This is a genomic window from Pantoea sp. GABEPS69, from assembly GCF_045780835.1.
Taxonomy (GTDB): domain Bacteria; phylum Pseudomonadota; class Gammaproteobacteria; order Enterobacterales; family Enterobacteriaceae; genus Pantoea; species Pantoea septica.
In genome coordinates this window covers 67,315-93,078 of the sequence record NZ_CP118618.1, presented here as the reverse complement: position 1 = coordinate 93,078, position 25,764 = coordinate 67,315, and the positions used below count along the sequence as shown (strand labels likewise).

Annotated in this window: 19 protein-coding genes, 4 tRNA genes, 3 rRNA genes and 1 riboswitch; of the genes, 5 read left to right on the top strand and 21 right to left on the bottom strand. The window is 57.4% G+C overall.

The window, feature by feature from the left end; translation table 11 throughout:
- Position 1: 1 nt before the first annotated feature.
- The 5 genes from ilvD to ilvL all read right to left on the bottom strand — a co-directional run bounded on the left by ilvD (position 2) and on the right by ilvL (position 5,009).
- Positions 2–1,852 carry a dihydroxy-acid dehydratase gene (ilvD, locus tag PVE98_RS00425; protein ID WP_033753502.1) on the bottom strand — a complete coding sequence of 617 codons (1,851 nt, stop codon included), beginning with the start codon at positions 1,850–1,852 and terminating at the stop codon, positions 2–4.
- Positions 1,853–1,912: 60 nt separating this feature from the next.
- On the bottom strand, positions 1,913–2,842 hold the full coding sequence (locus tag PVE98_RS00420; RefSeq protein ID WP_033753504.1) for a branched-chain amino acid transaminase: 930 nt from the start codon (positions 2,840–2,842) through the stop codon (positions 1,913–1,915).
- A 12-nt stretch (positions 2,843–2,854) separates the two neighbouring features.
- Complete coding sequence (gene ilvM, locus PVE98_RS00415; RefSeq protein WP_033753506.1) at positions 2,855–3,118, bottom strand: acetolactate synthase 2 small subunit; 264 nt, start codon at positions 3,116–3,118, stop codon at positions 2,855–2,857.
- Positions 3,115–4,761: an acetolactate synthase 2 catalytic subunit gene (ilvG, locus tag PVE98_RS00410; RefSeq protein WP_033753508.1), complete on the bottom strand. Its 1,647-nt coding sequence runs from the start codon at positions 4,759–4,761 to the stop codon at positions 3,115–3,117. The genes ilvM and ilvG overlap by 4 nt, the downstream gene beginning before the upstream one ends.
- Positions 4,762–4,910: 149 nt before the next feature.
- Entirely contained in the window at positions 4,911–5,009 is a 99-nt protein-coding gene (gene ilvL, locus PVE98_RS00405) for an ilv operon leader peptide (protein ID WP_071813600.1), read from the bottom strand.
- Positions 5,010–5,338: 329 nt separating this feature from the next.
- On the opposite strand from ilvL, the gene PVE98_RS00400 reads away from it, so the two are divergent.
- Positions 5,339–6,859 carry a YifB family Mg chelatase-like AAA ATPase gene (locus PVE98_RS00400; RefSeq protein WP_096072246.1) on the top strand — a complete coding sequence of 507 codons (1,521 nt, stop codon included), beginning with the start codon at positions 5,339–5,341 and terminating at the stop codon, positions 6,857–6,859.
- A 28-nt stretch (positions 6,860–6,887) separates the two neighbouring features.
- On the opposite strand, the gene PVE98_RS00395 is transcribed toward PVE98_RS00400, so the two are convergent.
- A complete protein-coding gene (locus PVE98_RS00395) occupies positions 6,888–7,226 on the bottom strand; it encodes a DUF413 domain-containing protein (RefSeq protein WP_033753510.1) in 339 nt (112 codons plus the stop codon).
- A 121-nt stretch (positions 7,227–7,347) separates the two neighbouring features.
- On the opposite strand from PVE98_RS00395, the gene hdfR reads away from it, so the two are divergent.
- Positions 7,348–8,172 (top strand): HTH-type transcriptional regulator HdfR, encoded by an 825-nt coding sequence (gene hdfR / locus PVE98_RS00390; protein WP_033753511.1) that lies wholly within the window; start codon positions 7,348–7,350, stop codon positions 8,170–8,172.
- Positions 8,173–8,281: 109 nt separating this feature from the next.
- Here the strand turns inward: hdfR and PVE98_RS00385 are convergent.
- From PVE98_RS00385 to btuB, 9 genes are all read right to left on the bottom strand, one after another.
- Positions 8,282–8,357: transfer RNA gene (locus PVE98_RS00385), tRNA-Trp, on the bottom strand.
- Positions 8,358–8,365: 8 nt separating this feature from the next.
- Positions 8,366–8,442, bottom strand: a tRNA-Asp gene (locus PVE98_RS00380).
- A 74-nt stretch (positions 8,443–8,516) separates the two neighbouring features.
- A 5S ribosomal RNA gene (gene rrf, locus PVE98_RS00375) occupies positions 8,517–8,632 on the bottom strand.
- A 91-nt stretch (positions 8,633–8,723) separates the two neighbouring features.
- Positions 8,724–11,629 (bottom strand): 23S ribosomal RNA (locus PVE98_RS00370).
- A 194-nt stretch (positions 11,630–11,823) separates the two neighbouring features.
- Positions 11,824–11,899 (bottom strand) — tRNA-Ala (locus PVE98_RS00365).
- 143 nt (positions 11,900–12,042) lie between these two features.
- A tRNA-Ile gene (locus PVE98_RS00360) sits at positions 12,043–12,119 on the bottom strand.
- A 72-nt stretch (positions 12,120–12,191) separates the two neighbouring features.
- Positions 12,192–13,733, bottom strand: a 16S ribosomal RNA gene (locus tag PVE98_RS00355).
- The 16S, 23S and 5S rRNA genes sit together here with 4 tRNA genes alongside, the layout of an rRNA operon.
- A 394-nt stretch (positions 13,734–14,127) precedes the next feature.
- On the bottom strand, positions 14,128–14,979 hold the full coding sequence (gene murI, locus PVE98_RS00350; protein ID WP_096072247.1) for a glutamate racemase: 852 nt from the start codon (positions 14,977–14,979) through the stop codon (positions 14,128–14,130).
- Complete coding sequence (gene btuB, locus PVE98_RS00345) at positions 14,924–16,801, bottom strand: TonB-dependent vitamin B12 receptor BtuB (protein WP_096072248.1); 1,878 nt, start codon at positions 16,799–16,801, stop codon at positions 14,924–14,926. Before btuB ends, murI begins: the two co-directional genes overlap by 56 nt.
- A gap of 69 nt (positions 16,802–16,870) precedes the next feature.
- A riboswitch (cobalamin riboswitch) is annotated at positions 16,871–17,052 on the bottom strand.
- 111 nt (positions 17,053–17,163) lie between these two features.
- Here btuB and trmA point away from each other — a divergent pair.
- Positions 17,164–18,276 (top strand): tRNA (uridine(54)-C5)-methyltransferase TrmA, encoded by a 1,113-nt coding sequence (trmA, locus tag PVE98_RS00340; RefSeq protein ID WP_096072249.1) that lies wholly within the window; start codon positions 17,164–17,166, stop codon positions 18,274–18,276.
- A gap of 86 nt (positions 18,277–18,362) precedes the next feature.
- Here the strand turns inward: trmA and PVE98_RS00335 are convergent, their stop codons facing one another.
- A complete protein-coding gene (locus PVE98_RS00335; protein ID WP_033755577.1) occupies positions 18,363–18,719 on the bottom strand; it encodes a YijD family membrane protein in 357 nt (118 codons plus the stop codon).
- Positions 18,720–18,736: 17 nt separating this feature from the next.
- Positions 18,737–19,381 carry an HTH-type transcriptional repressor FabR gene (gene fabR, locus PVE98_RS00330; RefSeq protein ID WP_033755575.1) on the bottom strand — a complete coding sequence of 215 codons (645 nt, stop codon included), beginning with the start codon at positions 19,379–19,381 and terminating at the stop codon, positions 18,737–18,739.
- 191 nt (positions 19,382–19,572) lie between these two features.
- Here fabR and sthA point away from each other — a divergent pair, with 191 nt between their 5' ends.
- Positions 19,573–20,973, top strand: a complete 1,401-nt coding sequence (sthA, locus tag PVE98_RS00325; protein WP_033755573.1) for a Si-specific NAD(P)(+) transhydrogenase — start codon at positions 19,573–19,575, stop codon at positions 20,971–20,973.
- Here sthA and oxyR read toward each other — a convergent pair.
- On the bottom strand, positions 20,956–21,873 hold the full coding sequence (gene oxyR / locus PVE98_RS00320; RefSeq protein ID WP_033755571.1) for a DNA-binding transcriptional regulator OxyR: 918 nt from the start codon (positions 21,871–21,873) through the stop codon (positions 20,956–20,958). The two genes, sthA and oxyR, sit on opposite strands and share 18 nt — an antisense overlap.
- A 172-nt stretch (positions 21,874–22,045) precedes the next feature.
- Here oxyR and PVE98_RS00315 point away from each other — a divergent pair, with 172 nt between their 5' ends.
- The gene (locus PVE98_RS00315) at positions 22,046–22,192 is read left to right on the top strand and encodes a glutaredoxin domain-containing protein (RefSeq protein ID WP_127908398.1); all 147 of its coding nucleotides are present in this window, start codon (positions 22,046–22,048) and stop codon (positions 22,190–22,192) included.
- Between the two features lie 83 nt (positions 22,193–22,275).
- Here PVE98_RS00315 and argH read toward each other — a convergent pair whose 3' ends face one another.
- The 3 genes from argH to argB form a co-directional block, all read right to left on the bottom strand.
- A complete protein-coding gene (gene argH, locus PVE98_RS00310; RefSeq protein WP_096072251.1) occupies positions 22,276–23,649 on the bottom strand; it encodes an argininosuccinate lyase in 1,374 nt (457 codons plus the stop codon).
- Positions 23,650–23,736: 87 nt separating this feature from the next.
- The gene (locus PVE98_RS00305) at positions 23,737–24,954 is read right to left on the bottom strand and encodes an argininosuccinate synthase (protein WP_096072252.1); all 1,218 of its coding nucleotides are present in this window, start codon (positions 24,952–24,954) and stop codon (positions 23,737–23,739) included.
- A gap of 23 nt (positions 24,955–24,977) precedes the next feature.
- Positions 24,978–25,754 (bottom strand): acetylglutamate kinase, encoded by a 777-nt coding sequence (gene argB / locus PVE98_RS00300; protein WP_033755565.1) that lies wholly within the window; start codon positions 25,752–25,754, stop codon positions 24,978–24,980.
- Positions 25,755–25,764 lie beyond the last annotated feature (10 nt).

Genomic DNA, 25,764 nt, shown 5'->3' with positions numbered 1-25,764 from the left:
GTTAGCCTCCCAGCTTGCTCTTGTCGCGCACCGCGCCTTTGTCGGCGCTGGTGGCGAGCGATGCGTAGGCGCGCAGCGCGAAAGAGACCTGACGCACGCGGTCGTGCGGCGTGTAGGCCGCGTCGCCGCGCGCCTCTTCTTCTTCGCGACGCGCATGCAGTTCGTTGTCGGGCACCGCCAGTTTGATGCCGCGGTTCGGGATATCGATCTCGATCATGTCGCCATCTTTAACCAGCGCGATGGTGCCGCCGCTGGCCGCTTCCGGCGAGGCGTGGCCGATCGACAGACCGGAGGTGCCGCCGGAGAAGCGGCCGTCGGTGATCAGCGCGCAGCTTTTGCCGAGGCCCATCGATTTCAGATAGGTAGTCGGATAGAGCATCTCCTGCATGCCCGGTCCGCCTTTCGGCCCTTCGTAGCGGATAACGACCACGTCGCCCGCCACCACTTTGCCGCCGAGAATCGCCTCGACTGCGTCATCCTGGCTTTCGTAGACTTTCGCCGGGCCTTTAAAGGTCAGGATCTCTTTGTCTACGCCGGCCGTTTTGACGATACAGCCATCTTCGGCGAGGTTGCCGTAGAGCACCGCCAGACCGCCATCCTGCGAATAGGCGTGCTCACGGGTGCGAATACATCCCTCGGCGCGGTCGTCGTCCAGCGTGTCCCAGCGGCAATCCTGTGAAAAAGCCTGGGTGGTGCGGATGCCTGCCGGACCGGCGCGGAACATATCCTTCACCGCCTGGTCTTTGGTCAGCATAATGTCGTACTGATCCAGCGTCTCGCGCATCGTCTGCTGCAGGATGTTGCGAGCGCTGGTATCGATCAGTCCGGCGCGGTCCAGTTCGCCGAGAATGCCGATCACGCCGCCTGCGCGATGCACGTCTTCCATATGGTATTTCGGGGTGCTCGGCGCCACTTTGCAGAGCTGAGGCACCTTGCGCGACAGGCGGTCGATGTCAGAAATATTGAAGTCGATTTCGCCCTCTTGTGCGGCGGCCAGCAGGTGCAGCACGGTGTTGGTGGAGCCGCCCATGGCGATATCGAGCGTCATGGCGTTTTCAAACGCCGCTTTGGTGGCGATGTTACGCGGCAGCATGTTCTCGTCATCCTGCTCGTAATAGCGTTTGGTCAGGCTCACGATGCGCTTGCCCGCGTTGATAAACAGCTCTTTGCGGTCGGCGTGGGTTGCCAGCAGCGAGCCGTTGCCCGGCTGCGACAGGCCCAGCGCTTCGGTCAGGCAGTTCATCGAGTTGGCGGTGAACATGCCGGAACAGGAGCCGCAGGTCGGACAGGCAGAGCGTTCGATCTGCTCGCTGTCGGCATCGCTCACGTTCGGGTTGGCGCCCTGAATCATCGCGTCGACCAGGTCAAGCTTGATGATCTTATCGGAGAGCTTGGTTTTCCCCGCTTCCATCGGACCGCCGGAAACGAAGATCACCGGAATATTGAGGCGCAGCGACGCCATCAGCATTCCCGGCGTAATTTTGTCGCAGTTGGAGATGCAGACCATGGCGTCGGCGCAGTGCGCGTTAACCATATATTCCACCGAGTCGGCGATCAGCTCGCGCGACGGCAGCGAATAGAGCATGCCGCCATGGCCCATGGCGATACCGTCATCCACCGCAATGGTGTTGAACTCTTTCGCCACGCCGCCCGCCGCTTCGATCTGCTCGGCGACCAGCTTGCCGAGATCGCGCAGGTGAACGTGGCCCGGCACGAATTGGGTGAATGAGTTGACCACGGCGATAATCGGTTTGCCGAAATCGGCGTCGGTCATTCCTGTGGCGCGCCACAGGGCACGGGCACCCGCCATGTTGCGGCCATGCGTGGTGGTGGCGGAACGGTACTTAGGCATGCTCTGTTTACTCCAGTCTGTAAATGACGCGGGCACAGCTGCGCCCGCGTGACGCTCTTGTTATGGGTTAACCTGATCCAGCCAGCCGTATTTATCTTCGGTTTCGCCAGTGAACAGACCGAAGAAGGCTTTCTGGATTTTTTCGGTTACCGGGCCGCGTTTGCCTTCACCGACCTGAATGCCGTCAACGCTGCGTACCGGCGTGATTTCTGCGGCGGTGCCGGACATGAAGATCTCATCAGCCAGGTAGAGCGATTCGCGCGACAGCACCTGCTCGCGTACTTCAATGCCCATATCCTGCGCCAGCTTGATGATGGCGTCGCGGGTAATGCCCGGCAGCGCGGAAGAGGTAAACGGCGGGGTAAAAAGAATGCCGTCTTTTACTTCGAACAGGTTTTCGCCTGCGCCTTCAGAGATATAGCCGTTGGTATCCAGCGCGATGCCTTCCTGATAGCCGTGACGACGCGCTTCGCTGCCCACCAGCAGCGAGGAGAGATAGTTGCCGCCCGCTTTCGCGGCGGTCGGCAGGGTGTTCGGTGCCACGCGGTTCCATGAGGAAACCATGGCGTTAATGCCGTTTTCCAGCGCCTCGGCGCCCAGGTACGCGCCCCACGGGAAGGCGGCGATGATGACGTCAGTGGTGTAGCCGTCCGGCGGGTTTACGCCCAGGCCGACGTCGCCAACAAAGGCCAGCGGACGGATATAGGCGCTTTTCAGGTTGTTGTCACGCAGCACTTTACGCGTCGCTTCCATCAGCTCTTCTACGCTGTATTTCAACGGGAAACGATAAATTTTCGCCGAGTCGTGCAGACGCTGCATGTGTTCACGGTGGCGGAAGACGACCGGGCCTTTGTGCGAGTCGTAGCAGCGCACGCCTTCAAACACAGAAGTACCATAGTGCAGCGCGTGAGACATGACGCTGACCTTGGCGTCTTCCCACTTAACCATCTCCCCATTGAACCAAATAAAGTCAGCTTTCTTCGTGCTCATTATTATTTCCTTTCACGACCAGGCGTGGATTTGTTGTGATGTTTGTTGCTGGATTTCGACATTAGCGACATCCATTAATTTGCTTAACTGCGAAGACAGTAAATCGACTGAACGCTGGCTGGCAACGGTCATTTCGATATTAATGTTCTCGCTGTTGGCCGCCGCGCCCATGTTCATGGCGCAGACCTGGAAACCGCGATGGCGGACGACGCGTAAAATGCGCTCCAATATTTCAGGGCGAAAGCGAGCTTCGATAGACAATTGGTGCTGGTTCATACGGTTTTCTCCATCATGTTTGCGTTGCTGGCGCCAGGCGGCACCAGTGGCCAGACGTTTTCATGCTCATCAATCGCAACATGCAGGAAGTAAGAACCTTCGCTGTTCAGCAGAGCATCAAGGGCGGCGTCGACCTCGTCTTTACGGCTAATACGCTGGCCTGGTATATCAAAAGCGCTGGCCAGCGTCAGAAAATCGGGGTTGTCGGTCAGAATAGTTTCGCTGTAGCGGCCGTCGAAAAAGAGCTGCTGCCACTGGCGAACCATGCCGAGGCGCTGGTTATCGAGCAGCAGGATTTTCACCGGCAGTTTTTTACGTTTGATGGTGCCCAGCTCCTGGATATTCATCATGATCGAGCCGTCGCCCGATACGCAAATCACGGTGTCGTCGGGACGGGCGACCTGCGCGCCGACTGCGGCGGGCAAGCCGAAGCCCATGGTGCCCAGGCCGCTGGAGGTGATGAAATTTTCCGGCGCGTTGAAGTTCATATGCTGCGCGGTCCACATCTGGTGCTGGCCTACGTCGGTGGTGACGACGGCGCTGGCGGGTTTGCGATCGGAAAGCTGTTTCAGCAGCAGCGGCGCGTAGATCGCTTCGCCGGGATGATCGTAGCGCCAGCTGAATTCCGCTTTCATCGCCTTCACCTCTTCGCGCCAGCCGGCGATCTGCATCGGCATGCTCAGCGCGGGCAGGATCTGATTCATGTCGCCCTGCAGCGAAACGTGCGCGCGGCGCAGTTTATTCAGTTCGGCAGGGTCGATATCGATGTGAATGACGCTGGCGTGCGGCGCGAAAGTGTCGAGTTTGCCGGTGACGCGATCGTCGAAGCGCGCGCCGACGGCAATCAGCAAATCGCAGGACTGCACCGCCAGGTTGGCGGCTTTGGTGCCGTGCATGCCCAGCATGCCGAGATAAACCTCGCTTTCGCTATCGGCGCTGCCGAGACCTTTCAGCGTGGCGACCATGGGAATACCGGTCTCCTGCGCCATGGCGCGCAGCGCAGGCACCGCCTGCGCCATACCGACGCCGCCGCCGATATAGAGCATCGGCTTATGCGACTGCGCCATCAGCGCGCGCGCCGCTTCGATATGCTGCGCTGAATGGGCGAACGTCTCTTCGACCGGCAGCAGATGCGGAGTCAGCTCGCCGCTGGCGATTTGAATATCTTTAGGGATATCGACCAGCACCGGTCCAGGACGGCCTGACTGGGCGATAGCGAAGGCTTCCGCCATGACGGAAGGCAGCTCATCCAGCGACTCAACCAAAAAGCTGTGTTTGGTGCAGGCCAGCGACAGGCCCAGCACGTCGATCTCCTGAAAGGCGTCGGTGCCGATAAACGCCGACGAAACCTGACCGGTAATCGCCACTACCGGCACCGAATCCATCATCGCGTCGGCCAGGCCGGTGATTAAGTTTGTCGCACCAGGGCCCGAGGTCGCAATGCAGACGCCCGTTTTTCCGGTCGCGCGGGCATAGCCGATCGCCGCGACCACTGCGCCTTGTTCATGACGACACAGTAGGTGTTCCACGCCGCCATCGTAGAGCGCATCGTACACTGGCATGATGGCGCCGCCAGGATAACCAAATACGGTGTCGACACCCTGCGCGCGTAAAGCCTGAACTACCCACTGTGCACCTGTCATGGTTATTCTCCTGTATCCTTAGGGGAACAACAGAATTTTATGCTACTGCTCATTGTTTGCTCCTCGGTAATCCGCTGATATTTGCTCTGGTCGAAAAAAAACCCCCGGACCTTTCGGTGCGGGGGTTTTTCGAATTCCAGGCTTGATTTTTAAGCCTTTCTTTCTCCAAGCGTAGCCCCGCACGGTGGGTTAATAATCACCACCACGCTAATCACGACTAGGCTAATCACTTGTAGAAGGGCTTTCATCTGTTGTCTGTTTTTTCGTTTGTTCGAAGTAATACCTACAGAGTTATCACAGTTAGCGGTGCAATGACAACTTTTTCCATCTGTTTTTTTTATGACCCTGGCGTCGATAATCAGATATCAGACTGTAAATAAACGCTTATTTCATTCGTGACAAATATTCATCACGTCCGTGACGCAATAATTAAGCCCGCACTTTGTTAAGCAGCTCCAGAAAAAATGTTTTCGGGTGAATCTCTCGCCGCTTTGCTGCGGACTCTGCCGAAAGATGGATTCCTGGCTCTCGCTGTCGCCTTTCGGCCTCGCCATAATCGCCCCGTTAAGGAGCGGTTATGACATTGTCCAGAGTTCTTACCCGAGCGGCGATAGGCGTAGAAGCACCGCTGGTCACCATAGAAGCGCATATCAGCAGTGGCCTGCCCGCCCTGACGCTGGTCGGTTTGCCTGAAACCACGGTGAAAGAGGCGCGCGAACGGGTGCGCAGCGCCATTATTAATAGCGGCTTCAGCTTTCCAGCAAAGCGCATCACCATCAATCTGGCGCCCGCCGACCTGCCTAAAGAGGGCGGACGTTACGATCTGCCGATGGCGCTCGCGATTCTCGTCGCGTCTGAACAGCTTCCTGAGGCGAAACTGGCGCAGCATGAGTTTGTGGGCGAGCTTGCGCTCAACGGCGCGCTCTGCGGCGTTCAGGGGGCGATTCCGGCCGCAATGGCGGCGATGCGGGCCGGACGGCAGCTGATCCTCTCTCAAGAGAATCAGCAGGATGTCGGCCTGATTCAGCATGGCGATACGCTGGTCGCCGCCCATCTGCTGGAAGTCTGCGCCTGGCTGCAAAATCAGGGCGAGCTGGCGCGCGCCCATTATCAGCAGGATCGGTCTGAAGAACCGACGGAAGACCTGAGCGATATCATTGGTCAGGAACAGGGACGTCGGGCGCTGGAGATTACCGCAGCGGGCGGTCATAACCTGCTGCTGATTGGCCCTCCCGGCACAGGCAAGACCATGCTGGCTACGCGACTGCCCGGCATTATGCCGCCGCTCAGCGACGCAGAAGCGCTGGAGTGCGCCGCTATCGCCAGCCTGGTAGATAAGGTCAGGCTGCAAAAGGCCTGGCGTAAGCGCCCTTTTCGCTCGCCTCATCATAGCGCGTCGCTTTATGCGCTTATCGGCGGCGGGTCGCTGCCCCGGCCTGGAGAGATTTCGCTGGCGCATAACGGCGTACTGTTTCTGGATGAGCTGCCGGAATTTGATCGGCGCGTGCTGGATGCGCTGCGGGAGCCTATCGAATCCGGGGAAATCGCCATTTCCCGCGCCCGCGCGAAAGTGACCTATCCGGCGCGCTTTCAGCTGATTGCCGCCATGAACCCAAGCCCGACCGGCCACTATCAGGGACAGCATAACCGCTGCTCGCCGCAGCAGGTGCTGCGTTATCTGAGCAAACTCTCCGGGCCTTTTCTCGATCGCTTCGACCTGTCGATTGAGGTGCCGCTGCTGCCGAGCGGGACGCTGAGCCAGCGTCCCGAGGCGGGCGAGAGTTCAGCCAGCGTGGGTGAGCGGGTGATGAAGGCGCGTGCGCTGCAAATGGCGCGTGCCGGCAAGATTAATGCGCATATGAGTAACGTCGATATCAAGATGTGGTGCGATATCGCCAGAGAGGATGCGGAATGGCTCGAAGAGGTGCTGAATCAGCTGGGATTATCCGTGCGGGCATGGCAGCGCATTTTAAAGGTAGCGCGGACGATTGCCGATCTGACGGGTGAAGAGAGGATTTTACGAAAACATCTGCAGGAGGCGGTCGCTTATCGCAGCATCGACCGGCTAATGATTCATCTTCACCGCAGCCTGGAATAAAGAAATGGGGCTGATTGCCCCATTTTGTTTAGTCATCGCTGTCGCTGTAGTCTTCAACCGTATCCATCTGCGGCTTGCCGCCTGAGAGCGTATGAAAACGTTTCGGGCGCTTAATGCGAGTGGTGTATTTAGACCATACGCGCTCAGCTTCAGTTTGCGGCTCACGCAGACCACGACATACTTCTAAGAAAAGACGCTCTTCTTCCGTAGTCGGCTCACGCTTTGCTAAATCGAGTTCATTAAAAGCGAAACCATGACGTTCCAGCAATTGGGCTTCTTTAATGGTGAAATCACCATGCCGCGAGAAACCGCGCGGATAATGTTTGTTATCAAAGAAACGATTTGTGGTTGAGAAGCTTTCCGCCATCTTACACGCTCCTGATTCTCTTATGGCCGAGCTATTAATGGCGCGGAGTATTAGATAGGCTTGACAGAGTGTAAAACAAAACATTTAAATCTATACGACAAACATTTTTTGGGAGAAAGCTGTGGATACGGAATTATTGAAAACTTTCCTGGAAGTGAGCAGAACTCGCCATTTTGGGCGGGCTGCGGAAGCACTTTACCTCACACAGTCCGCCGTCAGCTTTCGCATCCGTCAGCTGGAGAATCAGCTGGGCGTTAACCTTTTTACTCGTCATCGCAATAACATACGGCTGACGTCGGCGGGGGAGCGCCTGCTGCCCTATGCAGAAAGCCTGATGAGCACATGGATGATGGCGAAAAAAGAGGTTTCGCATACGCAACAGCACCACGAGCTGTCGATAGGGGCCAGCGCGTCGCTCTGGGAGGCCTACCTGACGCCGTGGCTGCAAACCCTGTATGAGAATCGGGAGAGCCTGCATCTTGAAGCACGCGTGGCGCAGAGGCATCTTCTGGTTAAGCAGCTTCATGAGCGCCAGCTGGATCTGCTGATCACTACCGAAGCGCCGAAAATGGATGAGCTGACCAGCCAGCAGATCGGCCATATCTCTCTGGCGCTGTTTCGGGCGCGTAAAACCGAGAAGCGAGAGAAGTACGATTATATCAAGCTGGAATGGGGTGCGGACTTTCATCAGCATGAAAGCTATTTGTCAGGCGGCGATGATGTTCCGGTGCTAACCACCACCTCGGCGCACGTGACGCGCGAGCTGCTTTATACCACGGGCGCCTGCGCCTTTTTGCCAGACTACTGGCATAGCCTGTACAGCGATCTTATGGTGATCCCCGATACGCCGGTTGCGGTACGTCCTTTATATGCTGTGTGGCTGCAGAACAGCGATCAGCAGGCGCATATTCGACAGCTGCTTAAGTTTCCGGTACTGGCGCGCTGACATAGCAGGCATAAATGACGAAGAGGCTGACGTTGTCGGCCTTTTTTTGATCTTTTTGCCGAATAAAAAGCAAAAAAAATCCTTTGCCGAAGCAAAGGATTCTTTTTTCTGGCAGGGGCGGAGGGACTCGAACCCCCAACACCCGGTTTTGGAGACCGGTGCTCTACCAATTGAACTACGCCCCTAAAGAGGGTGGCGGTGCGGACGGGACTCGAACCCGCGACCCCCGGCGTGACAGGCCGGTATTCTAACCGACTGAACTACCGCACCACCGAATACTGCTGCTACCAGCGGGGTCTCGCTGATAACCGGTGTCACCCTCGCGGGTGGATACCAATTTGGATGCCTGGCAGTTCCCTACTCTCGCATGGGGAGACCCCACACTACCATCGGCGCTACGGCGTTTCACTTCTGAGTTCGGCATGGGGTCAGGTGGGACCGCCGCGCTAAGGCCGCCAGGCAAATTCTGTCTCCGCGCCGCCCGCAGGCCGCGCAGAATTATCCGTCACAAGCTGAAAATCTCGCGTCTCACAAAACGCCTCTGGCGTTGTAAGGTTAAGCCTCACGGGTCATTAGTACCGGTTAGCTCAACGCATCGCTGCGCTTACACACCCGGCCTATCAACGTCGTCGTCTTCAACGTCCCTTCAGGAGCATCAAGTGCTCAGGGAAAACTCATCTCGGGGCAAGTTTCGTGCTTAGATGCTTTCAGCACTTATCTCTTCCGCACTTAGCTACCGGGCAGTGCCATTGGCATGACAACCCGAACACCAGCGGTGCGTTCACTCCGGTCCTCTCGTACTAGGAGCAACCCCCCTCAGTTTTCCAGCGCCCACGGCAGATAGGGACCGAACTGTCTCACGACGTTCTAAACCCAGCTCGCGTACCACTTTAAACGGCGAACAGCCGTACCCTTGGGACCTACTTCAGCCCCAGGATGTGATGAGCCGACATCGAGGTGCCAAACACCGCCGTCGATATGAACTCTTGGGCGGTATCAGCCTGTTATCCCCGGAGTACCTTTTATCCGTTGAGCGATGGCCCTTCCATTCAGAACCACCGGATCACTATGACCTGCTTTCGCACCTGCTCGAGCCGTCACTCTCGCAGTCAAGCTGGCTTATGCCATTGCACTAACCTCCTGATGTCCGACCAGGATTAGCCAACCTTCGTGCTCCTCCGTTACGCTTTGGGAGGAGACCGCCCCAGTCAAACTACCCACCAGACACTGTCCGCAGCCCGGGTAACGGGCCTACGTTAGAACACCAGCCATTAAAGGGTGGTATTTCAAGGATGGCTCCACGCAGACTGGCGTCCACGCTTCAAAGCCTCCCACCTATCCTACACATCAAGGACCAGTGTTCAGTGTCAAGCTGTAGTAAAGGTTCACGGGGTCTTTCCGTCTTGCCGCGGGTACACTGCATCTTCACAGCGATTTCAATTTCACTGAGTCTCGGGTGGAGACAGCCTGGCCATCATTACGCCATTCGTGCAGGTCGGAACTTACCCGACAAGGAATTTCGCTACCTTAGGACCGTTATAGTTACGGCCGCCGTTTACCGGGGCTTCGATCAAGAGCTTCTCCTTGCGGATAACCCCATCAATTAACCTTCCGGCACCGGGCAGGCGTCACACCGTATACGTCCACTTTCGTGTTTGCACAGTGCTGTGTTTTTAATAAACAGTTGCAGCCAGCTGGTATCTTCGACTGGCCTCGGCTCCGGGAGCAAGTCCCTTCACCTACGCGCCAGCGTGCCTTCTCCCGAAGTTACGGCACCATTTTGCCTAGTTCCTTCACCCGAGTTCTCTCAAGCGCCTTGGTATTCTCTACCTGACCACCTGTGTCGGTTTGGGGTACGATTTCGTGTTGCCTGGAGCTTAGAGGCTTTTCCTGGAAGCAGGGCATTTGTTGCTTCAGCACCGTAGTGCCTCGTCGTCACGCCTCAGTGTAAAGTGCACCGGATTTGCCTGGAGCACACACCTACACGCTTAAACCGGGACAACCGTCGCCCGGCCAACATAGCCTTCTCCGTCCCCCCTTCGCAGCAACACCAAGTACAGGAATATTAACCTGTTTCCCATCGACTACGCCTTTCGGCCTCGCCTTAGGGGTCGACTCACCCTGCCCCGATTAACGTTGGACAGGAACCCTTGGTCTTCCGGCGAGCGGGCTTTTCACCCGCTTTATCGTTACTTATGTCAGCATTCGCACTTCTGATACCTCCAGCATGCCTCACAGCACACCTTCGACGGCTTACAGAACGCTCCCCTACCCAACAACGCTTGCGCGTCGCTGCCGCAGCTTCGGTGCATGGTTTAGCCCCGTTACATCTTCCGCGCAGGCCGACTCGACCAGTGAGCTATTACGCTTTCTTTAAATGATGGCTGCTTCTAAGCCAACATCCTGGCTGTCTGGGCCTTCCCACATCGTTTCCCACTTAACCATGACTTTGGGACCTTAGCTGGCGGTCTGGGTTGTTTCCCTCTTCACGACGGACGTTAGCACCCGCCGTGTGTCTCCCGTGATAACATTCCTCGGTATTCGCAGTTTGCATCGGGTTGGTAAGCCGGGATGGCCCCCTAGCCGAAACAGTGCTCTACCCCCGAGGATGAGTTCACGAGGCGCTACCTAAATAGCTTTCGGGGAGAACCAGCTATCTCCCGGTTTGATTGGCCTTTCACCCCCAGCCACAGGTCATCCGCTAATTTTTCAACATTAGTCGGTTCGGTCCTCCAGTTAGTGTTACCCAACCTTCAACCTGCCCATGGCTAGATCACCGGGTTTCGGGTCTATACCCTGCAACTTAACGCCCAGTTAAGACTCGGTTTCCCTGCGGCTCCCCTATACGGTTAACCTTGCTACAGAATATAAGTCGCTGACCCATTATACAAAAGGTACGCAGTCACCCCATAAAGAGGCTCCCACTGCTTGTACGTACACGGTTTCAGGTTCTGTTTCACTCCCCTCGCCGGGGTTCTTTTCGCCTTTCCCTCACGGTACTGGTTCACTATCGGTCAGTCAGGAGTATTTAGCCTTGGAGGATGGTCCCCCCATATTCAGACAGGATACCACGTGTCCCGCCCTACTCATCGAGCTCACAGAATGTGTGTTTTCGTGTACGGGAGTGTCACCCTGTACCCTGCGACTTTCCAGACGCTTCCACTAACACACAAGCTGATTCAGGCTCTGGGCTGCTCCCCGTTCGCTCGCCGCTACTGGGGGAATCTCGGTTGATTTCTTTTCCTCGGGGTACTTAGATGTTTCAGTTCCCCCGGTTCGCCTCGCAACACTATGTATTCATGTTGCGATAGTGTGTCGAAACACACTGGGTTTCCCCATTCGGACATCGCCGGCTGTTGCGGTTCATATCACCTTGCCGGCGCTTTTCGCAGATTAGCACGTCCTTCATCGCCTCTGACTGCCAGGGCATCCACCGTGTACGCTTAGTCGCTTAACCTCACAACCCACAGGCGTCTTGCGACGTCGCGGATGTGATTATTGAGAGACTCGAACGCGCTGCCTTTATTCCTTATTACGGAGGAATAACGCGACGCGTCGTTTCAATTTTCAGCTTGTTCCGGATTGTTAAAGAGCATAATACTTCGCAGCCCGCCGTTGCCGGCGCGCTCTGAAGTATTTCAGAAAACAGTATGGTGGAGCTAAGCGGGATCGAACCGCTGACCTCCTGCGTGCAAGGCAGGCGCTCTCCCAGCTGAGCTATAGCCCCATACAGTTACTGCAGAGACCGTCTACTACCACTCAACCGAGTACACTTCGTGAGAAATGCAATTCGTGCTCAGGCAAGGCATGTCTTCGCGAAGCATAGTGAACTATGCGAGCCGGAGACATAACGCAGCGTGAGTGCGAATTTGGTAGGCCTGAGTGGACTTGAACCACCGACCTCACCCTTATCAGGGGTGCGCTCTAACCACCTGAGCTACAAGCCTGTAGAGGTTTTTCTGCTCGTTACTTTCTATCAGACAATCTGTGTGAGCACTTCGAAAGGCAGTATCTTCAGGTAAGGAGGTGATCCAACCGCAGGTTCCCCTACGGTTACCTTGTTACGACTTCACCCCAGTCATGAATCACAAAGTGGTAAGCGCCCTCCCGAAGGTTAAGCTACCTACTTCTTTTGCAACCCACTCCCATGGTGTGACGGGCGGTGTGTACAAGGCCCGGGAACGTATTCACCGTGGCATTCTGATCCACGATTACTAGCGATTCCGACTTCACGGAGTCGAGTTGCAGACTCCGATCCGGACTACGACGCACTTTATGAGGTCCGCTTGCTCTCGCGAGGTCGCTTCTCTTTGTATGCGCCATTGTAGCACGTGTGTAGCCCTACTCGTAAGGGCCATGATGACTTGACGTCATCCCCACCTTCCTCCGGTTTATCACCGGCAGTCTCCTTTGAGTTCCCGACCGAATCGCTGGCAACAAAGGATAAGGGTTGCGCTCGTTGCGGGACTTAACCCAACATTTCACAACACGAGCTGACGACAGCCATGCAGCACCTGTCTCAGAGTTCCCGAAGGCACCAAGGCATCTCTGCCAAGTTCTCTGGATGTCAAGAGTAGGTAAGGTTCTTCGCGTTGCATCGAATTAAACCACATGCTCCACCGCTTGTGCGGGCCCCCGTCAATTCATTTGAGTTTTAACCTTGCGGCCGTACTCCCCAGGCGGTCGACTTAACGCGTTAGCTCCGGAAGCCACTTCTCAAGGAAACAGCCTCCAAGTCGACATCGTTTACGGCGTGGACTACCAGGGTATCTAATCCTGTTTGCTCCCCACGCTTTCGCACCTGAGCGTCAGTCTTTGTCCAGGGGGCCGCCTTCGCCACCGGTATTCCTCCAGATCTCTACGCATTTCACCGCTACACCTGGAATTCTACCCCCCTCTACAAGACTCTAGCCTGCCAGTTTCGAATGCAGTTCCCAGGTTAAGCCCGGGGATTTCACATCCGACTTGACAGACCGCCTGCGTGCGCTTTACGCCCAGTAATTCCGATTAACGCTTGCACCCTCCGTATTACCGCGGCTGCTGGCACGGAGTTAGCCGGTGCTTCTTCTGCGGGTAACGTCAATCGACGCGGTTATTAACCGCATCGCCTTCCTCCCCGCTGAAAGTACTTTACAACCCGAAGGCCTTCTTCATACACGCGGCATGGCTGCATCAGGCTTGCGCCCATTGTGCAATATTCCCCACTGCTGCCTCCCGTAGGAGTCTGGACCGTGTCTCAGTTCCAGTGTGGCTGGTCATCCTCTCAGACCAGCTAGGGATCGTCGCCTAGGTGAGCCGTTACCCCACCTACTAGCTAATCCCATCTGGGCACATCCGATGGTGTGAGGCCCGAAGGTCCCCCACTTTGGTCTTGCGACGTTATGCGGTATTAGCTACCGTTTCCAGTAGTTATCCCCCTCCATCGGGCAGTTTCCCAGACATTACTCACCCGTCCGCCACTCGCCACCCAAAGAGCAAGCTCTTCTGTGCTGCCGTTCGACTTGCATGTGTTAGGCCTGCCGCCAGCGTTCAATCTGAGCCATGATCAAACTCTTCAATTTAAGTTTGATTTGCTTAAACAAGTTAAGCGGTGCTCATCTGTAAAACGTCATAATGAATGTCATTATGTGTCCACTCGTGAGGCTTGATATTTTTTAAGCCCGAAGGCTTTGATATCTGCTTCCGAGTGCCCACACAGATTGTCTGATAAATTGTTAAAGAGCATGCCGCGATTATTCAGCGGCGCGGGCTGCGTATATTACGCTTTCCGCTTTATCAGTCAAGCATTTATTTTTGCTTTCCTGACGATTCGAACCTTGTCGAATCTTACTTAACACCGCATTCCGTAAGCCGTTGTGCCGTGTCAGTGGAGGCGCATTATAGGGAGTTCTTCCGGGCTGACAAGCGCTAATTTCAAATTAATTTCCGAGTGACTATTTTTTCAGCAAAACCGCCCTAAACTGCCACTTTTTCCAGCGACGGGAAGCCATAACGCTGTAAAACCGGCGACAATTGCAGCGCTTCGCCGTTGAGCTCGGTGCAAAATGCGCAGTTCGCCTGAGAAGAGCGCGCGCCAGGCGATTCATGCTCCAGCAGCCAGGCGGTGCGACGCGCTATCGCCGCGCCCGAATCAATTAATCGCGTGCCTGCGGGCAAGACCTGCTGCAGCTCTTCGCGCAGTAAAGGAAAGTGCGTGCAGCCCAGCACCACCGTGTCCGGCGGTTCGGCCATACGTAGCCAGGGCTGGACGGTACGTCGCACATCCTCCAGCGCAATAGTCTGACCATGCAGCTTCTGTTCGGCCAGCTCCACCAGCTCCGCCGAGCCTAGCATGGCAATCCGGCATGAAGTGGCAAACTGCGCCACCAGATCGTGCGTATAAGGACGCCGCACCGTCGCGCGCGTCGCCAGCAGCCCCACCACGCCGTTGCGCGTCAGGCGCGCCGCAGGCTTAATCGCCGGCACGACGCCCACGACGGGGAAGCCGAAGCGCGCGCGCAGCGCCGGTAAGGAGACCGTACTGGCGGTATTACAGGCGATGATGCAAAGCGAAAGCGGATGTCGGCTGGCAATCGCGCCGACAATATCGACGACGCGTTCGACAATATACTCTTCGCTCTTCTCCCCATAAGGGAAACCGGCGTTGTCGAACGCATAAAGGTAGTGCAGATCCGGCAGGAGCTGCCGGACCTCATCATAGACAGAGAGCCCACCTACGCCGGAGTCAAACACCAGCACGGTGGGGCGCAGATCAGAAGCTGTAGCTGGCGCTGAGGTAATACTCCGTTCCTGGAGTTCGATAGCCATACGCTGTCTCGTAGTCTTTATCAAACAGGTTGGCAATTCTACCACGAACCGTCAGCTGAGATGTGACCGGATACGACGCTGCGAGATCCCACAAACTGACGCCGCCCAGTTTCACGCGACGGGTAGGATAGCTGTTGTAGTCGTTATCAAAGCGATCGCCGAGATAATGATACGTCACCGACCAGTCGAGGTTATAAATCGTCCAGTCGAGCTGATACTTCACCTGCTGTTTAGCGCGGCGCACCAGCTGTTGATCCGTTTCGCCGTCGCGCGCGTCGACGTAGTCATAGGAGATCTGATGACCCAGCGGGCCGGTATCAAATGAAGCGGTCGCCTCGACGCCTTTAATACGCGCCTTGCTGATGTTGTAGTAGCGATAGGTGGTCGGATCGCTGTCAATCAGGTTATCAATGTCGTTGCGATAACCGGATACCCGCCAGTTAACCGGTCCGGTCAGCCCTTCAAAGCCCCCTTCCCACTGCTTGCTCTTTTCGGGATCAAGGTCGGGATTGCCATAGGCAGGACTATAAATCTGCGACAGGTTCGGCGCCTTAAAGGCGGTGCCGTACGAAGCGAAGACGCGATAGCCTGAAATAAACTCCCAAGACGCGGCGCTTTGCCAGGTATTGTGCCAGCCGAACTGGTTATTGTCGTCGCCGCGCAGCGCCCCTTCCAGCGTCACGCTGCCGAACCGCTGCTGCCCGGTGAGATAGAGACCGGTGTTGCGCTGCTCATAACCGTCCGCCAGATAGTTGGTGCCCGGTTCGGTGGTCTCTTTCTGCCAGTCGATGCCGCCGCTAATCGCGCCCTGGCCAACCTGCACAGTGTTACCCCATTGCAGGTTGTACTGAGTGACGTCGTCAAAGGTCGATGCGGCGCCATAGCGCCCATTACGCGGATCGTAGTTGATATCTTTGGTGCGGCTGTAGCTGGCGATCAGCTGCGTCGAATAGATGTCGCGGTTGAAGCGCAGGCCGGTATCCCAGGTCTGGCTATAGAGCTGACGCGTATCCGCCAGGCCGATAACGTTAAAATCCTTGTCGTAGGTCCAGGAGCCATCATAGGCGGTGCGGTTGTCGAAACCGTAGCCGCGCACGAATCCGCTCAGCTCATCGCTGAACTGGTGCTCAAGGTTGCCATAGAGGGTCTTACTCATAAACCCGTCTCTGTCGCCCTGCGCCGGACCATAGTCGTTAGGATAGCCCGCGCCGACGTCGAAGCCGCGGGTATAGGTGTAGTTGCCGGCCAGCGTCAGCTTTGTGGCGTCGCCCAGCATCTGCTGCGTAGAACCGTCGTAAGACTGATAGCCTTTAGAGCCGACGCCTGCGGTGAGCGTGGTGCCGGGCTGCGCACGGCCGGTAATAATATTCACCACGCCGCCGATAGCGTCCGACCCATAAACCGCCGAGCGCGCGCCGCGGATATATTCGATACGCTGCACCAGCGAAAGCGGGATCTGACTGAGGTCGGACGATCCAGAGATACCCGCCTGGTTAAGGCGAATACCGTCGATCAGGATCAGCACGTGGCTGGAATTGGTGCCGCGAATAAACAGCGAACTGCTTTGCCCCAGGCCGCCGTTCTGCGCCACGTCGACGCCAGGCAGACGACGCATCACATCGGTCAGGCTCTTCGCCTGCCAGCGGTCGATCTCGGCGCGCGTCACTACCGTGGTGGGCGCCAGCACCGAGGAGGCCGGCTGGGCGAAGCGGTTGGCGGTAACAACTTGCGTATCATCATTATCCTGAGCGAAACCAGGTTGCGCCCAGAGAGCAAGCGCCGTTGCGCTAAACGCAAACAGCGAAGCGGAATGTTTTTTCATTGTTATGAGCATCCAAAAGACGAGACAGGATGCCGCAGGTATACGATCGATAGCACGCGATGACCGTACGAGTTGCGACGTCACGCCGGCAGGTCTTCGGGCTTGGAACCATAAGTGGCGAAGACTTCCCATCCAGCTGGACAGTGTCTGCAAGGCGATCGCCACGACATTCCTTACCGCTGCGCGTCAGCTCCAGATTCGCACTGGATTCCCTATTAACTCAGGCTGAGGCCGGCGCAGGCAGTCTACAGGAGTGATAATGGAAGTCCAGACTGCCATACCGCCCAGCGCGCGCAGGACTGGACAATGCCAGGTGAATGCCTACAATCGCCCGGCAAGTTTGCTATTAACCAGGATCGAACATGACACCCGAACATCTCCCGACTGAACAGTACGACGCGCAACTGGCCGAGAAAGTCAGCCGTTTACAAACGATGATGACGCCGTTCGCCGCGCCTGAAGCGGAGGTGTTTCGCTCGCCGGTCAGCCACTACCGGATGCGCGCGGAGTTTCGTCTCTGGCACGATGGCGACGATCTCTACCACATCATTTTCGATCAGGCGACGCGCGAGCGTATTCGCGTCGATCGCTTTCCCGCCGCCAGCGAACTGATCAATGCGGTAATGCCGGAAATGATCGCGGCGATCCGCGATAACCGCGTGCTGCGCCATAAGCTGTTTCAGATCGACTATCTCTCGACGATGAGCAATGAGATCGTTATCTCGCTGCTCTACCACCGCAAGCTGGAAGCGGACTGGGTGGAAGCGGCGAGCGCCCTGCGCGACGCGCTGCGCGCGAAGGGTTATAAGGCGCAGCTGATTGGCCGCGCCACAAAAACCAAGATTTGCCTCGATCGCGATTTTATCGACGAGCGCCTGCCGGTGGCGGGCCGCGAGATGATCTACCGTCAGGTAGAGAACAGCTTTACGCAGCCCAACGCGGCGATGAACATTCAGATGCTGGAATGGGCGCTGGACGTCACCAGCGGATCGCGCGGCGACTTGCTGGAGCTCTACTGCGGCAACGGCAACTTTTCGCTGGCGCTTGCGCGCAATTTCCGCCGCGTGCTGGCGACCGAAATCGCCAAGCCGTCGGTGGCGGCGGCGCAGTTCAATATCGAGGCCAACCAGATCGATAACGTGCAGATTATTCGTATGGCGGCAGAAGAGTTTACCCAGGCGATGAACGGCGTGCGCAGCTTCAATCGCTTACAGGGCATCGACCTGAAGAGCTATGAGTGCGAAACCATTTTTGTCGATCCGCCGCGCAGCGGGCTGGATGACGAGACGGTGAAGATGGTGCAGGCCTATCCGCGCATCCTTTACATCTCCTGCAACCCCGAGACGCTGTGCGACAATCTGCAAACGCTGGCGCAGACGCATAAGGTTTCCCGGCTGGCGCTGTTCGATCAGTTCCCCTATACGCACCATATGGAGTGCGGCGTGTGGCTGACGCGTAAGCAGGCCGCAGAATAACCTAAAACGCAGGTGACGTGGACGGAAGAGCAAAGCGTCCCGCGCCAGAAACAAAAACGGGAACCTGAGGTTCCCGTTTTTGTTTATCAGTCGTTGTTCTTACGACGCTTTATCTTCACGCCAATCCAGAACACCAGCGCCACCATCAAAATGGTCGGAATAAAGTTGGAGCCGATATCCGGATACTCGGCGCGCACCAGCGCGCTATACACCAGAATGCCCAGCAGAAAAAACGCCGCCGCCAGACCCGGCATGCCGTCCGGCATATTGCGGTTCAAATAGCGCTGATGCAGGCTCCAGACCGCAAGCCCCAGCGCGATAATCGGGAAGATTGAAAAAGGTACAAAGGCGCTGAACAGCACGGAAAATGAGCCGTTAATCGCTAAACCGGTAATAAAAGCCAGCAGCAGCGTGCCTCTATCGCGGGAAGTCGGTTGTGTCATGGCATTATCCTTATCGTTTACTCTTCGGGTTTTTCCAGGGTGACCGCCAGACGTTCCTGCTCGCGGCGATACCAGTAATAAGCGCCTTTAGCGATCATGCGCAGCTGCAGCACCAGCCGATCTTCAAGCTTGCGACGCTGCTCGATATCCACATCCAGCGCTTCCGCGCCTGCGCTAAAGACAATTGTCACCATCGCTTCCGCCTGCGCTTCGGTAAAGCTACGCGGCATACGGTTTTCGACTTCAAGGTAGTCCGCCAGCTCGGCGATGAAATGCTGGATTTCACGCGCCACGGCGGCGCGAAACGCGGCGGAGGTGCCGGAGCGTTCGCGCAGCAGCAGCCGAAACGCGTTGGGATTATTGCCGATGAACTCCATAAAGGTAGAGACCGACGTTTTGATGATGCTGCCGCCTTTGGCGATGCGCTGACGCGCCTGACGCATCAGCTGACGCAGCATCAGGCCGCTCTCGTCGACCATGGTCAAACCAAGCTCATCAACATCTTTAAAATGACGATAAAAAGAGGTGGGCGCGATACCGGCCTCCCTGGCGACCTCGCGCAAACTCAAACTGGCGAAGCTGCGCTCGGCGCTGAGCTGGCTAAATGCCGCCTCTATCAGCGTACGTCTTGTACGTTCTTTTTGTTGCGCTCTGACGCCCATTCTCTCTGCCTTGTGACGAGTTAAGGGGGCACTATAACAAAATTTTCAGCGTACACAGGTCAAAGTTTGTGACTGCCTGTGAACCTCACGCTTTGTCAAACCGCGGGGAATTTCACTGTTAGAATTCAGATGTGCGCGGCGAGATGTTAGAATCTCGTTGTAAAAATGTATAGAAAATAGGACGTACTGGTATGCAAAAGTCTTACGATTACGATGCCATCGTGATTGGCTCCGGTCCTGGAGGTGAAGGTGCAGCCATGGGCCTGGTGAAGCAGGGAGCGCGCATCGCAGTGATCGAACGCTACCATAACATCGGCGGCGGTTGTACCCACTGGGGCACCATTCCCTCCAAAGCGCTTCGCCATGCAGTCAGTCGCATTATTGAATTCAACCAAAACCCGCTTTACAGCGATCACACTCGCCTGCTGCGCTCCTCGTTCGCCGATATCCTGAACCACACGGAGAACGTCATCAGCCAGCAGACTGCGATGCGCCAGGGCTTTTACGAGCGCAACCGCTGCGAACTGTTTCAGGGCAACGCCCACTTTATCGATGCCAACACCATCGAAGTCGAGCATTACGACGGCACGCGCGAGCGCCTGACGGCGGAAAAATTCGTTATCGCCTGCGGTTCCCGTCCTTACCATCCGGCTGATGTCGATTTTACCCACCCGCGCATTTACGACTCCGACTCCATTCTGAACCTGCACCACGAGCCAGGCCACGTCATTATCTATGGCGCAGGCGTCATCGGCTGCGAGTATGCGTCGATTTTCCGCGGCCTGAACGTCAAGGTCGATCTGATCAACACCCGCGACCGTTTGCTGGCGTTTCTCGATCAGGAGATGTCCGATTCGCTCTCCTATCACTTCTGGAACAGCGGCGTCGTTATTCGCCATAACGAAGAGTTCGAGAAAATCGAAGGCGTTGAAGACGGCGTGATTATGCACCTGAAGTCGGGCAAAAAGGTGAAAGCCGACTGCCTGCTCTACGCCAACGGCCGAACCGGCAACACCGATTCGCTGGCGCTAGAGAACGTCGGGCTGGAGGCGGACGGACGCGGCTTGCTGAAGGTAAACAGCATGTATCAGACCGCGCAGCCGCACATCTATGCGGTGGGCGACGTCATCGGCTATCCGAGCCTGGCATCAGCCGCCTACGATCAGGGCCGCATCGCCGCGCAGGCGATTATCAAAGGCGAAGCCAGCGCGCACCTGGTGGAAGATATCCCGACCGGTATCTATACCATTCCGGAAATCAGCTCAGTGGGCAAAACCGAGCAGCAGCTGACGGCGATGAAGGTGCCTTATGAGGTGGGTCGCGCGCAGTTTAAACATCTGGCGCGCGCGCAGATTGTCGGCATGAACGTGGGCAGCCTGAAGATTCTGTTCCACCGCGAAACCAAAGAGATCCTGGGCATTCACTGCTTTGGCGAGCGCGCGGCGGAAATCATTCATATCGGCCAGGCGATTATGGAGCAGAAAAACGGCGGCAATACCATCGAGTACTTCGTGAATACCACCTTTAACTACCCCACCATGGCCGAAGCCTATCGCGTGGCCGCGCTGAACGGCTTAAACCGCCTGTTTTAACGTGGTGTTGAGATAGCCCTGCATGTGCGTGCGAATCGCTTCTGCCAGCTGCTCATAGCGGCTGCGCAGAGGCGAACCGGGACGATAGACCAGCGCAATGGTGCGCTGCGGCACAGGCTTATAGCACGGCAGATAGCAGACGCCGTCGCGCACGCGCTCCTGCGGCACCGCCAGCGCAGGCAGCAGCGTGATGCCGCTTCCGGCCGCAACCATATTACGCAGCGTCTCCAGACTGGTGGCACGGAAATGTGTATCTTCGTCAGCGCCCGCTTCAAAGCAGAAACCCATCGCCTGATCGCGCAGACAGTGGCCATCTTCCAGCATCAGCAGCTTTTCGCCCGCCAGATCGGACATCGGTACGCGATCGCGATCGCGCCACGGGTGATCCTGATAGACCGCCAGCTTCATCGGCTCGTCAAACAGCGGCACCTCAATAAAGGCTTCGCTCTCTTTCACCAGCGCCAGAATCGCACAGTCGAGTTTGCCGCTGTCGAGCTGCGCCAGCAGCTGCTGCGTCTGCGCCTCGTGCAGATACATCTCAAGCTTGGGAAAGGTGCGATGCAGCATAGGAATAATTTGCGGCAGCAGGTAGGGGCCGGTGGTGGGGATCAGCCCGATATGCAGCGGGCCGGACATCGCTTCGCCCTGCTGGCTCGCCATCTCCTTTAATACTTTAACTTCCCGCAGCACGGTGCGCGCCTGATCGACCAGCAGCATGCCCGCCTGGGTGAACAACACTTTACGGCTGGTTCGCTCCAGCAGCATCACGCCCAGCTCATCCTCTAGCTTGCGGATCTGTCCGCTAAGCGTCGGCTGGCTGACGTGGCACGCGTCCGCCGCCCGGCGGAAGTGGCGATGCTCGGCAAGCGAAACCAGGTATTCAAGATCGCGAATGTTCATTGTTATCCTCCAGACCACGATAGCCCGTGGCGATAGATAGGATAGCAATGAACGATTAGCCCTATCAAGCAATGATCAGAATAATGCACGCATCAAATTCAGGCGATCTGCTCTTACATAGAAAATAAGTTTGTAACTCAGGAAGCTAAGCCAGTTCTGAAGGAGGTATCTCATCGTCCCTGGAACGATCGCCAGGGCGCCAGTCTCGCTGTTTATAAGGCCAGGCTGTCCGTTCTGCAGTAAAGCGAAACAGATGTTGATGAGCACCTGCTGTCAGCCTAAAAGAATCACTGTGTCAGCCGGAGCGCTGGCCCTCTGATGATGTGCCTATAAAAATAGTAATTAAATTCCGAAGCTAGAGGTTAGCGGGCAATTATTGCCCGCCTTTTTTTTGCCTGGCGATCAGCCGAGACGCTTTTTCGCCTCGGCGATGGCAAACGCTACCTGCTGCGGCGCGACGCCGCCTTTGGCATTACGTTTTTCCAGGCAGGAGTGCAACGCCAGAATGGCGTAAACGTCCTCTTCAATCGCCGCGCTGAACTGCTTTAGCTGCGTCAGCGACAGCGCTTCCAGCGCCACGCCCTGCTTGATCGCTTCCACCACCGCTTCGCCGACGATGTGGTGCGCTTCACGGAACGGCAAGCCCTTCGCCACCAGATAGTCAGCCAGCTCGGTAGAGTTGGCGTAGCCCTGCTCCGCCGCTTCCTGGCAGCGCGGGCGTTTCACCTGAATGCCGTCCAGCACCAGCGCCGACATATGCAGACAGTCGAGCCAGGTATCGAGCGCGTCGAACAGCCCCTCTTTGTCTTCCTGCATATCTTTGTTGTAGGCGAGCGGCAGACCTTTCAGCGTCATCATCATGCCGGTCAGCGCGCCCTGCACGCGGCCGCATTTGCCGCGGATCAGCTCCAGCGCGTCCGGATTTTTCTTTTGCGGCATCAGCGACGAGCCGGACGTCACCTTGTCGGACAGCTCGACGAAGCCCGCTTCGCCGGTATTGAAAAAGATTAAGTCTTCGGCAAAGCGCGACAGATGCACCATGCCGATAGAGGCGTCAGCCAGCAGCTCCAGCACATGGTCGCGATCGGACACGGTGTCGAGGCTGTTGCGCGTGGCGGAGGCGAAGCCCAGCCAGCCGGCCAGCTGGTCGCGATCGATGGCGTAGGCGGTGCCCGCCAGCGCGCCGCAGCCGAGCGGGCTGACGTCGAGACGCTTCAGCGTATCCTGCAGACGGCTTTCATCGCGCGCCAGCATTTCCACATAGGCCAGACACCAGTGCGCGAAGGTCACCGGCTGCGCGCGCTGCAGATGGGTATAGCCCGGCATCACCGCATCCTGGTTCGCTTCAGCGGTCGCCGTCAGCGCCTGCTGCAGTTCGCGCGTCGCGCCCAGCAGCGCCTCGACCTGCGTTTTGCACCAGAGTTTAAGATCGGTCGCCACCTGATCGTTGCGGCTGCGGCCGGTATGCAGCTTTTTGCCCAGCGCGCCGACTTTCTCGATCAGCTGGCCTTCAACCCAGCTGTGAATATCTTCGGCGTCGCTTTGCAGAATCTGTTCCGGATCCGCCTGCACCTCGGCCAGCAGCGCATTCAGCGCCTGCTCCAGCTGCTGCTGCTCGTCGGCGCTCAGTACGTTGACCGTCACCAGCGCTTTGGACCAGGCGATGGAGCCGACAATATCCTGCTCCGCCAGACGATAGTCGAAGCGCAGCGAGTCGTTGAACTGTTTGAAACGTTGGTCTGCTGCCTGGGTGAAACGTCCGCCCCAAAGTGCCATGTGAAACTCCTTCAATCCTTAAAGCAGAGGCGGCCCGAAGCCGCCTCTGCGAAATCTGGTTGGGCGAGGCCTGCGCCTCGCCGGTTATTACTTCTTCTGCTCGTTCAGGGCGCGAATGCGCGAAGAGAGCGAGAAGAGACGGATAAAGCCGCCTGCATGACGGTGATCGTAAACCTCGTCTTCACCGAAGGTAGCGAACTCTTCCGAGTAGAGGCTGTTAGCGGAGCGTTTTTCGATTGCCGTCGCCTGACCTTTATAGAGCTGCAGCACCACTTCGCCGTTAACCTCTTCCGCCAGCGACTCGGCGGCGGCCTGGATTGACTTACGCAGCGGCGCGAACCAGCGGCCGTCGTACACCACGTAAGACATCTCGTGGCCCAGCTGCTCGCGCCATTTGAAGCTGTCGCGATCCAGCACCAGCTGTTCGACCGCGCGCAGCGCGTTCACCATAATGGTGCCGCCGGGGGTTTCGTAGCAGCCGCGTGACTTGATGCCGACCAGACGGTTTTCCACGATGTCGATACGGCCCACGCCGTGCTTCGCGCCGATGGCGTTAAGCGCTTCCAGACACTGGAACGGGCTCAGCCTTTCGCCGTTCACGGCGACCACGCGGCCTTTCTCCACGGTGACAGTGACGCTTTCCGGCTGATCCGGCGCTTCCAGCGGATCCACGGTCCATACCCAGCAATCTTTGTTCGGCGCGTTAGCCGGACTTTCCAGCACGCCGCCTTCAGTCGAGATATGCCAGGCGTTCTCGTCGCGGCTGTAGATTTTTTCCAGCGACGCGGTGGTCGGAATATTGCGCTCTTTCAGGTAGTCCAGCAGCGCTTCGCGCGAACGCAGGTTCCATTCGCGCCACGGCGCCACCACTTTCAGCTGCGGCGCCAGCGCGGTGTAGGTGGTTTCGAAACGTACCTGATCGTTGCCCTTGCCGGTCGCGCCGTGGCACAGCGCATCCGCGCCGACTTTCAGCGCCAGTTCAACCTGCGCTTTGGCGATAATCGGACGCGCCATCGAGGTGCCCAGCAGATAGGTGCCCTCATAAAGCGCGCCGGTCTGCAGCACCGGATAAACGTAGTCGCTGATAAACTCTTCACGCAAATCGACCACGTGGCACTCGGAGGCGCCGGACTGCAGCGCTTTCTTCTCCACGCCTTCCAGATCGCTACGCTCCTGGCCGATATCCGCCACGAACGCTACGACTTCGCAGCCGCCGTAGTTCTCTTTCAGCCAGGGAATAATGGCGGAGGTATCCAGGCCGCCGGAATAGGCCAGTACGATTTTTTTGATATTTTGCGTGCTCATGTCGTCATCCTAAATCTAAGTCGTTAAGCGAGGATCCGGGTGCCGATCGACACGCCGTTAAACAGGTCGGGCAGTTGCTCCGCGTGGCGCCAGCTGGCGATATCCACCGGGCGGCCCAGCGTGCGCGCCGCGTCGAGCGCCGCGTGCACTTTTACAATCATGCCATCAGTAATGATGCCTTGCGCGATCAGCTGCTCAGCTTTGGCGGCCGTCATCTCTTCGATGCGCTGGCCTTTGCCATCGAGGATGCCGCTCACGTCGGAGAGCAGCACCAGATCGGCGCCCAGCGTAGCCGCCAGCGCGGTCGCCGCCTGGTCGGCGTTGACATTCATCAGCGCGCCGCCGTCGGTGATGCCGATAGAGCTGACGATCGGCATATAGCCCGCCGCCAGCAGCGTGTTAATCAGCGCCGGATCGCCCGGCTCGGCGTGGCCGACGTGTCCCAACTCTTCATCGAACTGCGCCACCTTCACCAGATCGGCGTCGCCCAGGCTCAGCCCGACCGCCTTGATACCGTGCTTTTTCGCCCAGGCGAGCAGGGTTTTGTTGGCGGTGCCCGCCAGCGCGCCGGTAATAATGTCGATCTGATCGGCAGGCGTGACGCGCAGGCCGTTCTTCTTCTTCACCGGCAGCGACAGCTTTTTCATCAGCTCGTCAACCACACAGCCGCCGCCGTGAACGATCAGCAGCGGACGCTGATGGGCGCTGCGATAAGCCAGCAGCGCGTCGAACAGGCGCGCCAGCGCCTCTTCGCTGTCGAGCAGCACGCCGCCCAGTTTGATAATTAATGGAGTTGTCATGTGCGTCCTT

Bases quoted from the DNA above. Each gene is read 5' to 3' on its own strand.
- ilvD (WP_033753502.1), bottom strand. From the start codon at position 1,852: ATGCCTAAGTACCGTTCCGCCACCACCACGCATGGCCGCAACATGGCG.
- PVE98_RS00420 (WP_033753504.1), bottom strand. From the start codon at position 2,842: ATGAGCACGAAGAAAGCTGACTTTATTTGGTTCAATGGGGAGATGGTT.
- ilvM (WP_033753506.1), bottom strand. From the start codon at position 3,118: ATGAACCAGCACCAATTGTCTATCGAAGCTCGCTTTCGCCCTGAAATA.
- ilvG (WP_033753508.1), bottom strand. From the start codon at position 4,761: ATGACAGGTGCACAGTGGGTAGTTCAGGCTTTACGCGCGCAGGGTGTC.
- ilvL (WP_071813600.1), bottom strand. From the start codon at position 5,009: ATGAAAGCCCTTCTACAAGTGATTAGCCTAGTCGTGATTAGCGTGGTG.
- PVE98_RS00400 (WP_096072246.1), top strand. From the start codon at position 5,339: ATGACATTGTCCAGAGTTCTTACCCGAGCGGCGATAGGCGTAGAAGCA.
- PVE98_RS00395 (WP_033753510.1), bottom strand. From the start codon at position 7,226: ATGGCGGAAAGCTTCTCAACCACAAATCGTTTCTTTGATAACAAACAT.
- murI (WP_096072247.1), bottom strand. From the start codon at position 14,979: ATGGCTATCGAACTCCAGGAACGGAGTATTACCTCAGCGCCAGCTACA.
- btuB (WP_096072248.1), bottom strand. From the start codon at position 16,801: ATGAAAAAACATTCCGCTTCGCTGTTTGCGTTTAGCGCAACGGCGCTT.
- trmA (WP_096072249.1), top strand. From the start codon at position 17,164: ATGACACCCGAACATCTCCCGACTGAACAGTACGACGCGCAACTGGCC.
- PVE98_RS00335 (WP_033755577.1), bottom strand. From the start codon at position 18,719: ATGACACAACCGACTTCCCGCGATAGAGGCACGCTGCTGCTGGCTTTT.
- fabR (WP_033755575.1), bottom strand. From the start codon at position 19,381: ATGGGCGTCAGAGCGCAACAAAAAGAACGTACAAGACGTACGCTGATA.
- sthA (WP_033755573.1), top strand. From the start codon at position 19,573: ATGCAAAAGTCTTACGATTACGATGCCATCGTGATTGGCTCCGGTCCT.
- oxyR (WP_033755571.1), bottom strand. From the start codon at position 21,873: ATGAACATTCGCGATCTTGAATACCTGGTTTCGCTTGCCGAGCATCGC.
- argH (WP_096072251.1), bottom strand. From the start codon at position 23,649: ATGGCACTTTGGGGCGGACGTTTCACCCAGGCAGCAGACCAACGTTTC.
- PVE98_RS00305 (WP_096072252.1), bottom strand. From the start codon at position 24,954: ATGAGCACGCAAAATATCAAAAAAATCGTACTGGCCTATTCCGGCGGC.
- argB (WP_033755565.1), bottom strand. From the start codon at position 25,754: ATGACAACTCCATTAATTATCAAACTGGGCGGCGTGCTGCTCGACAGC.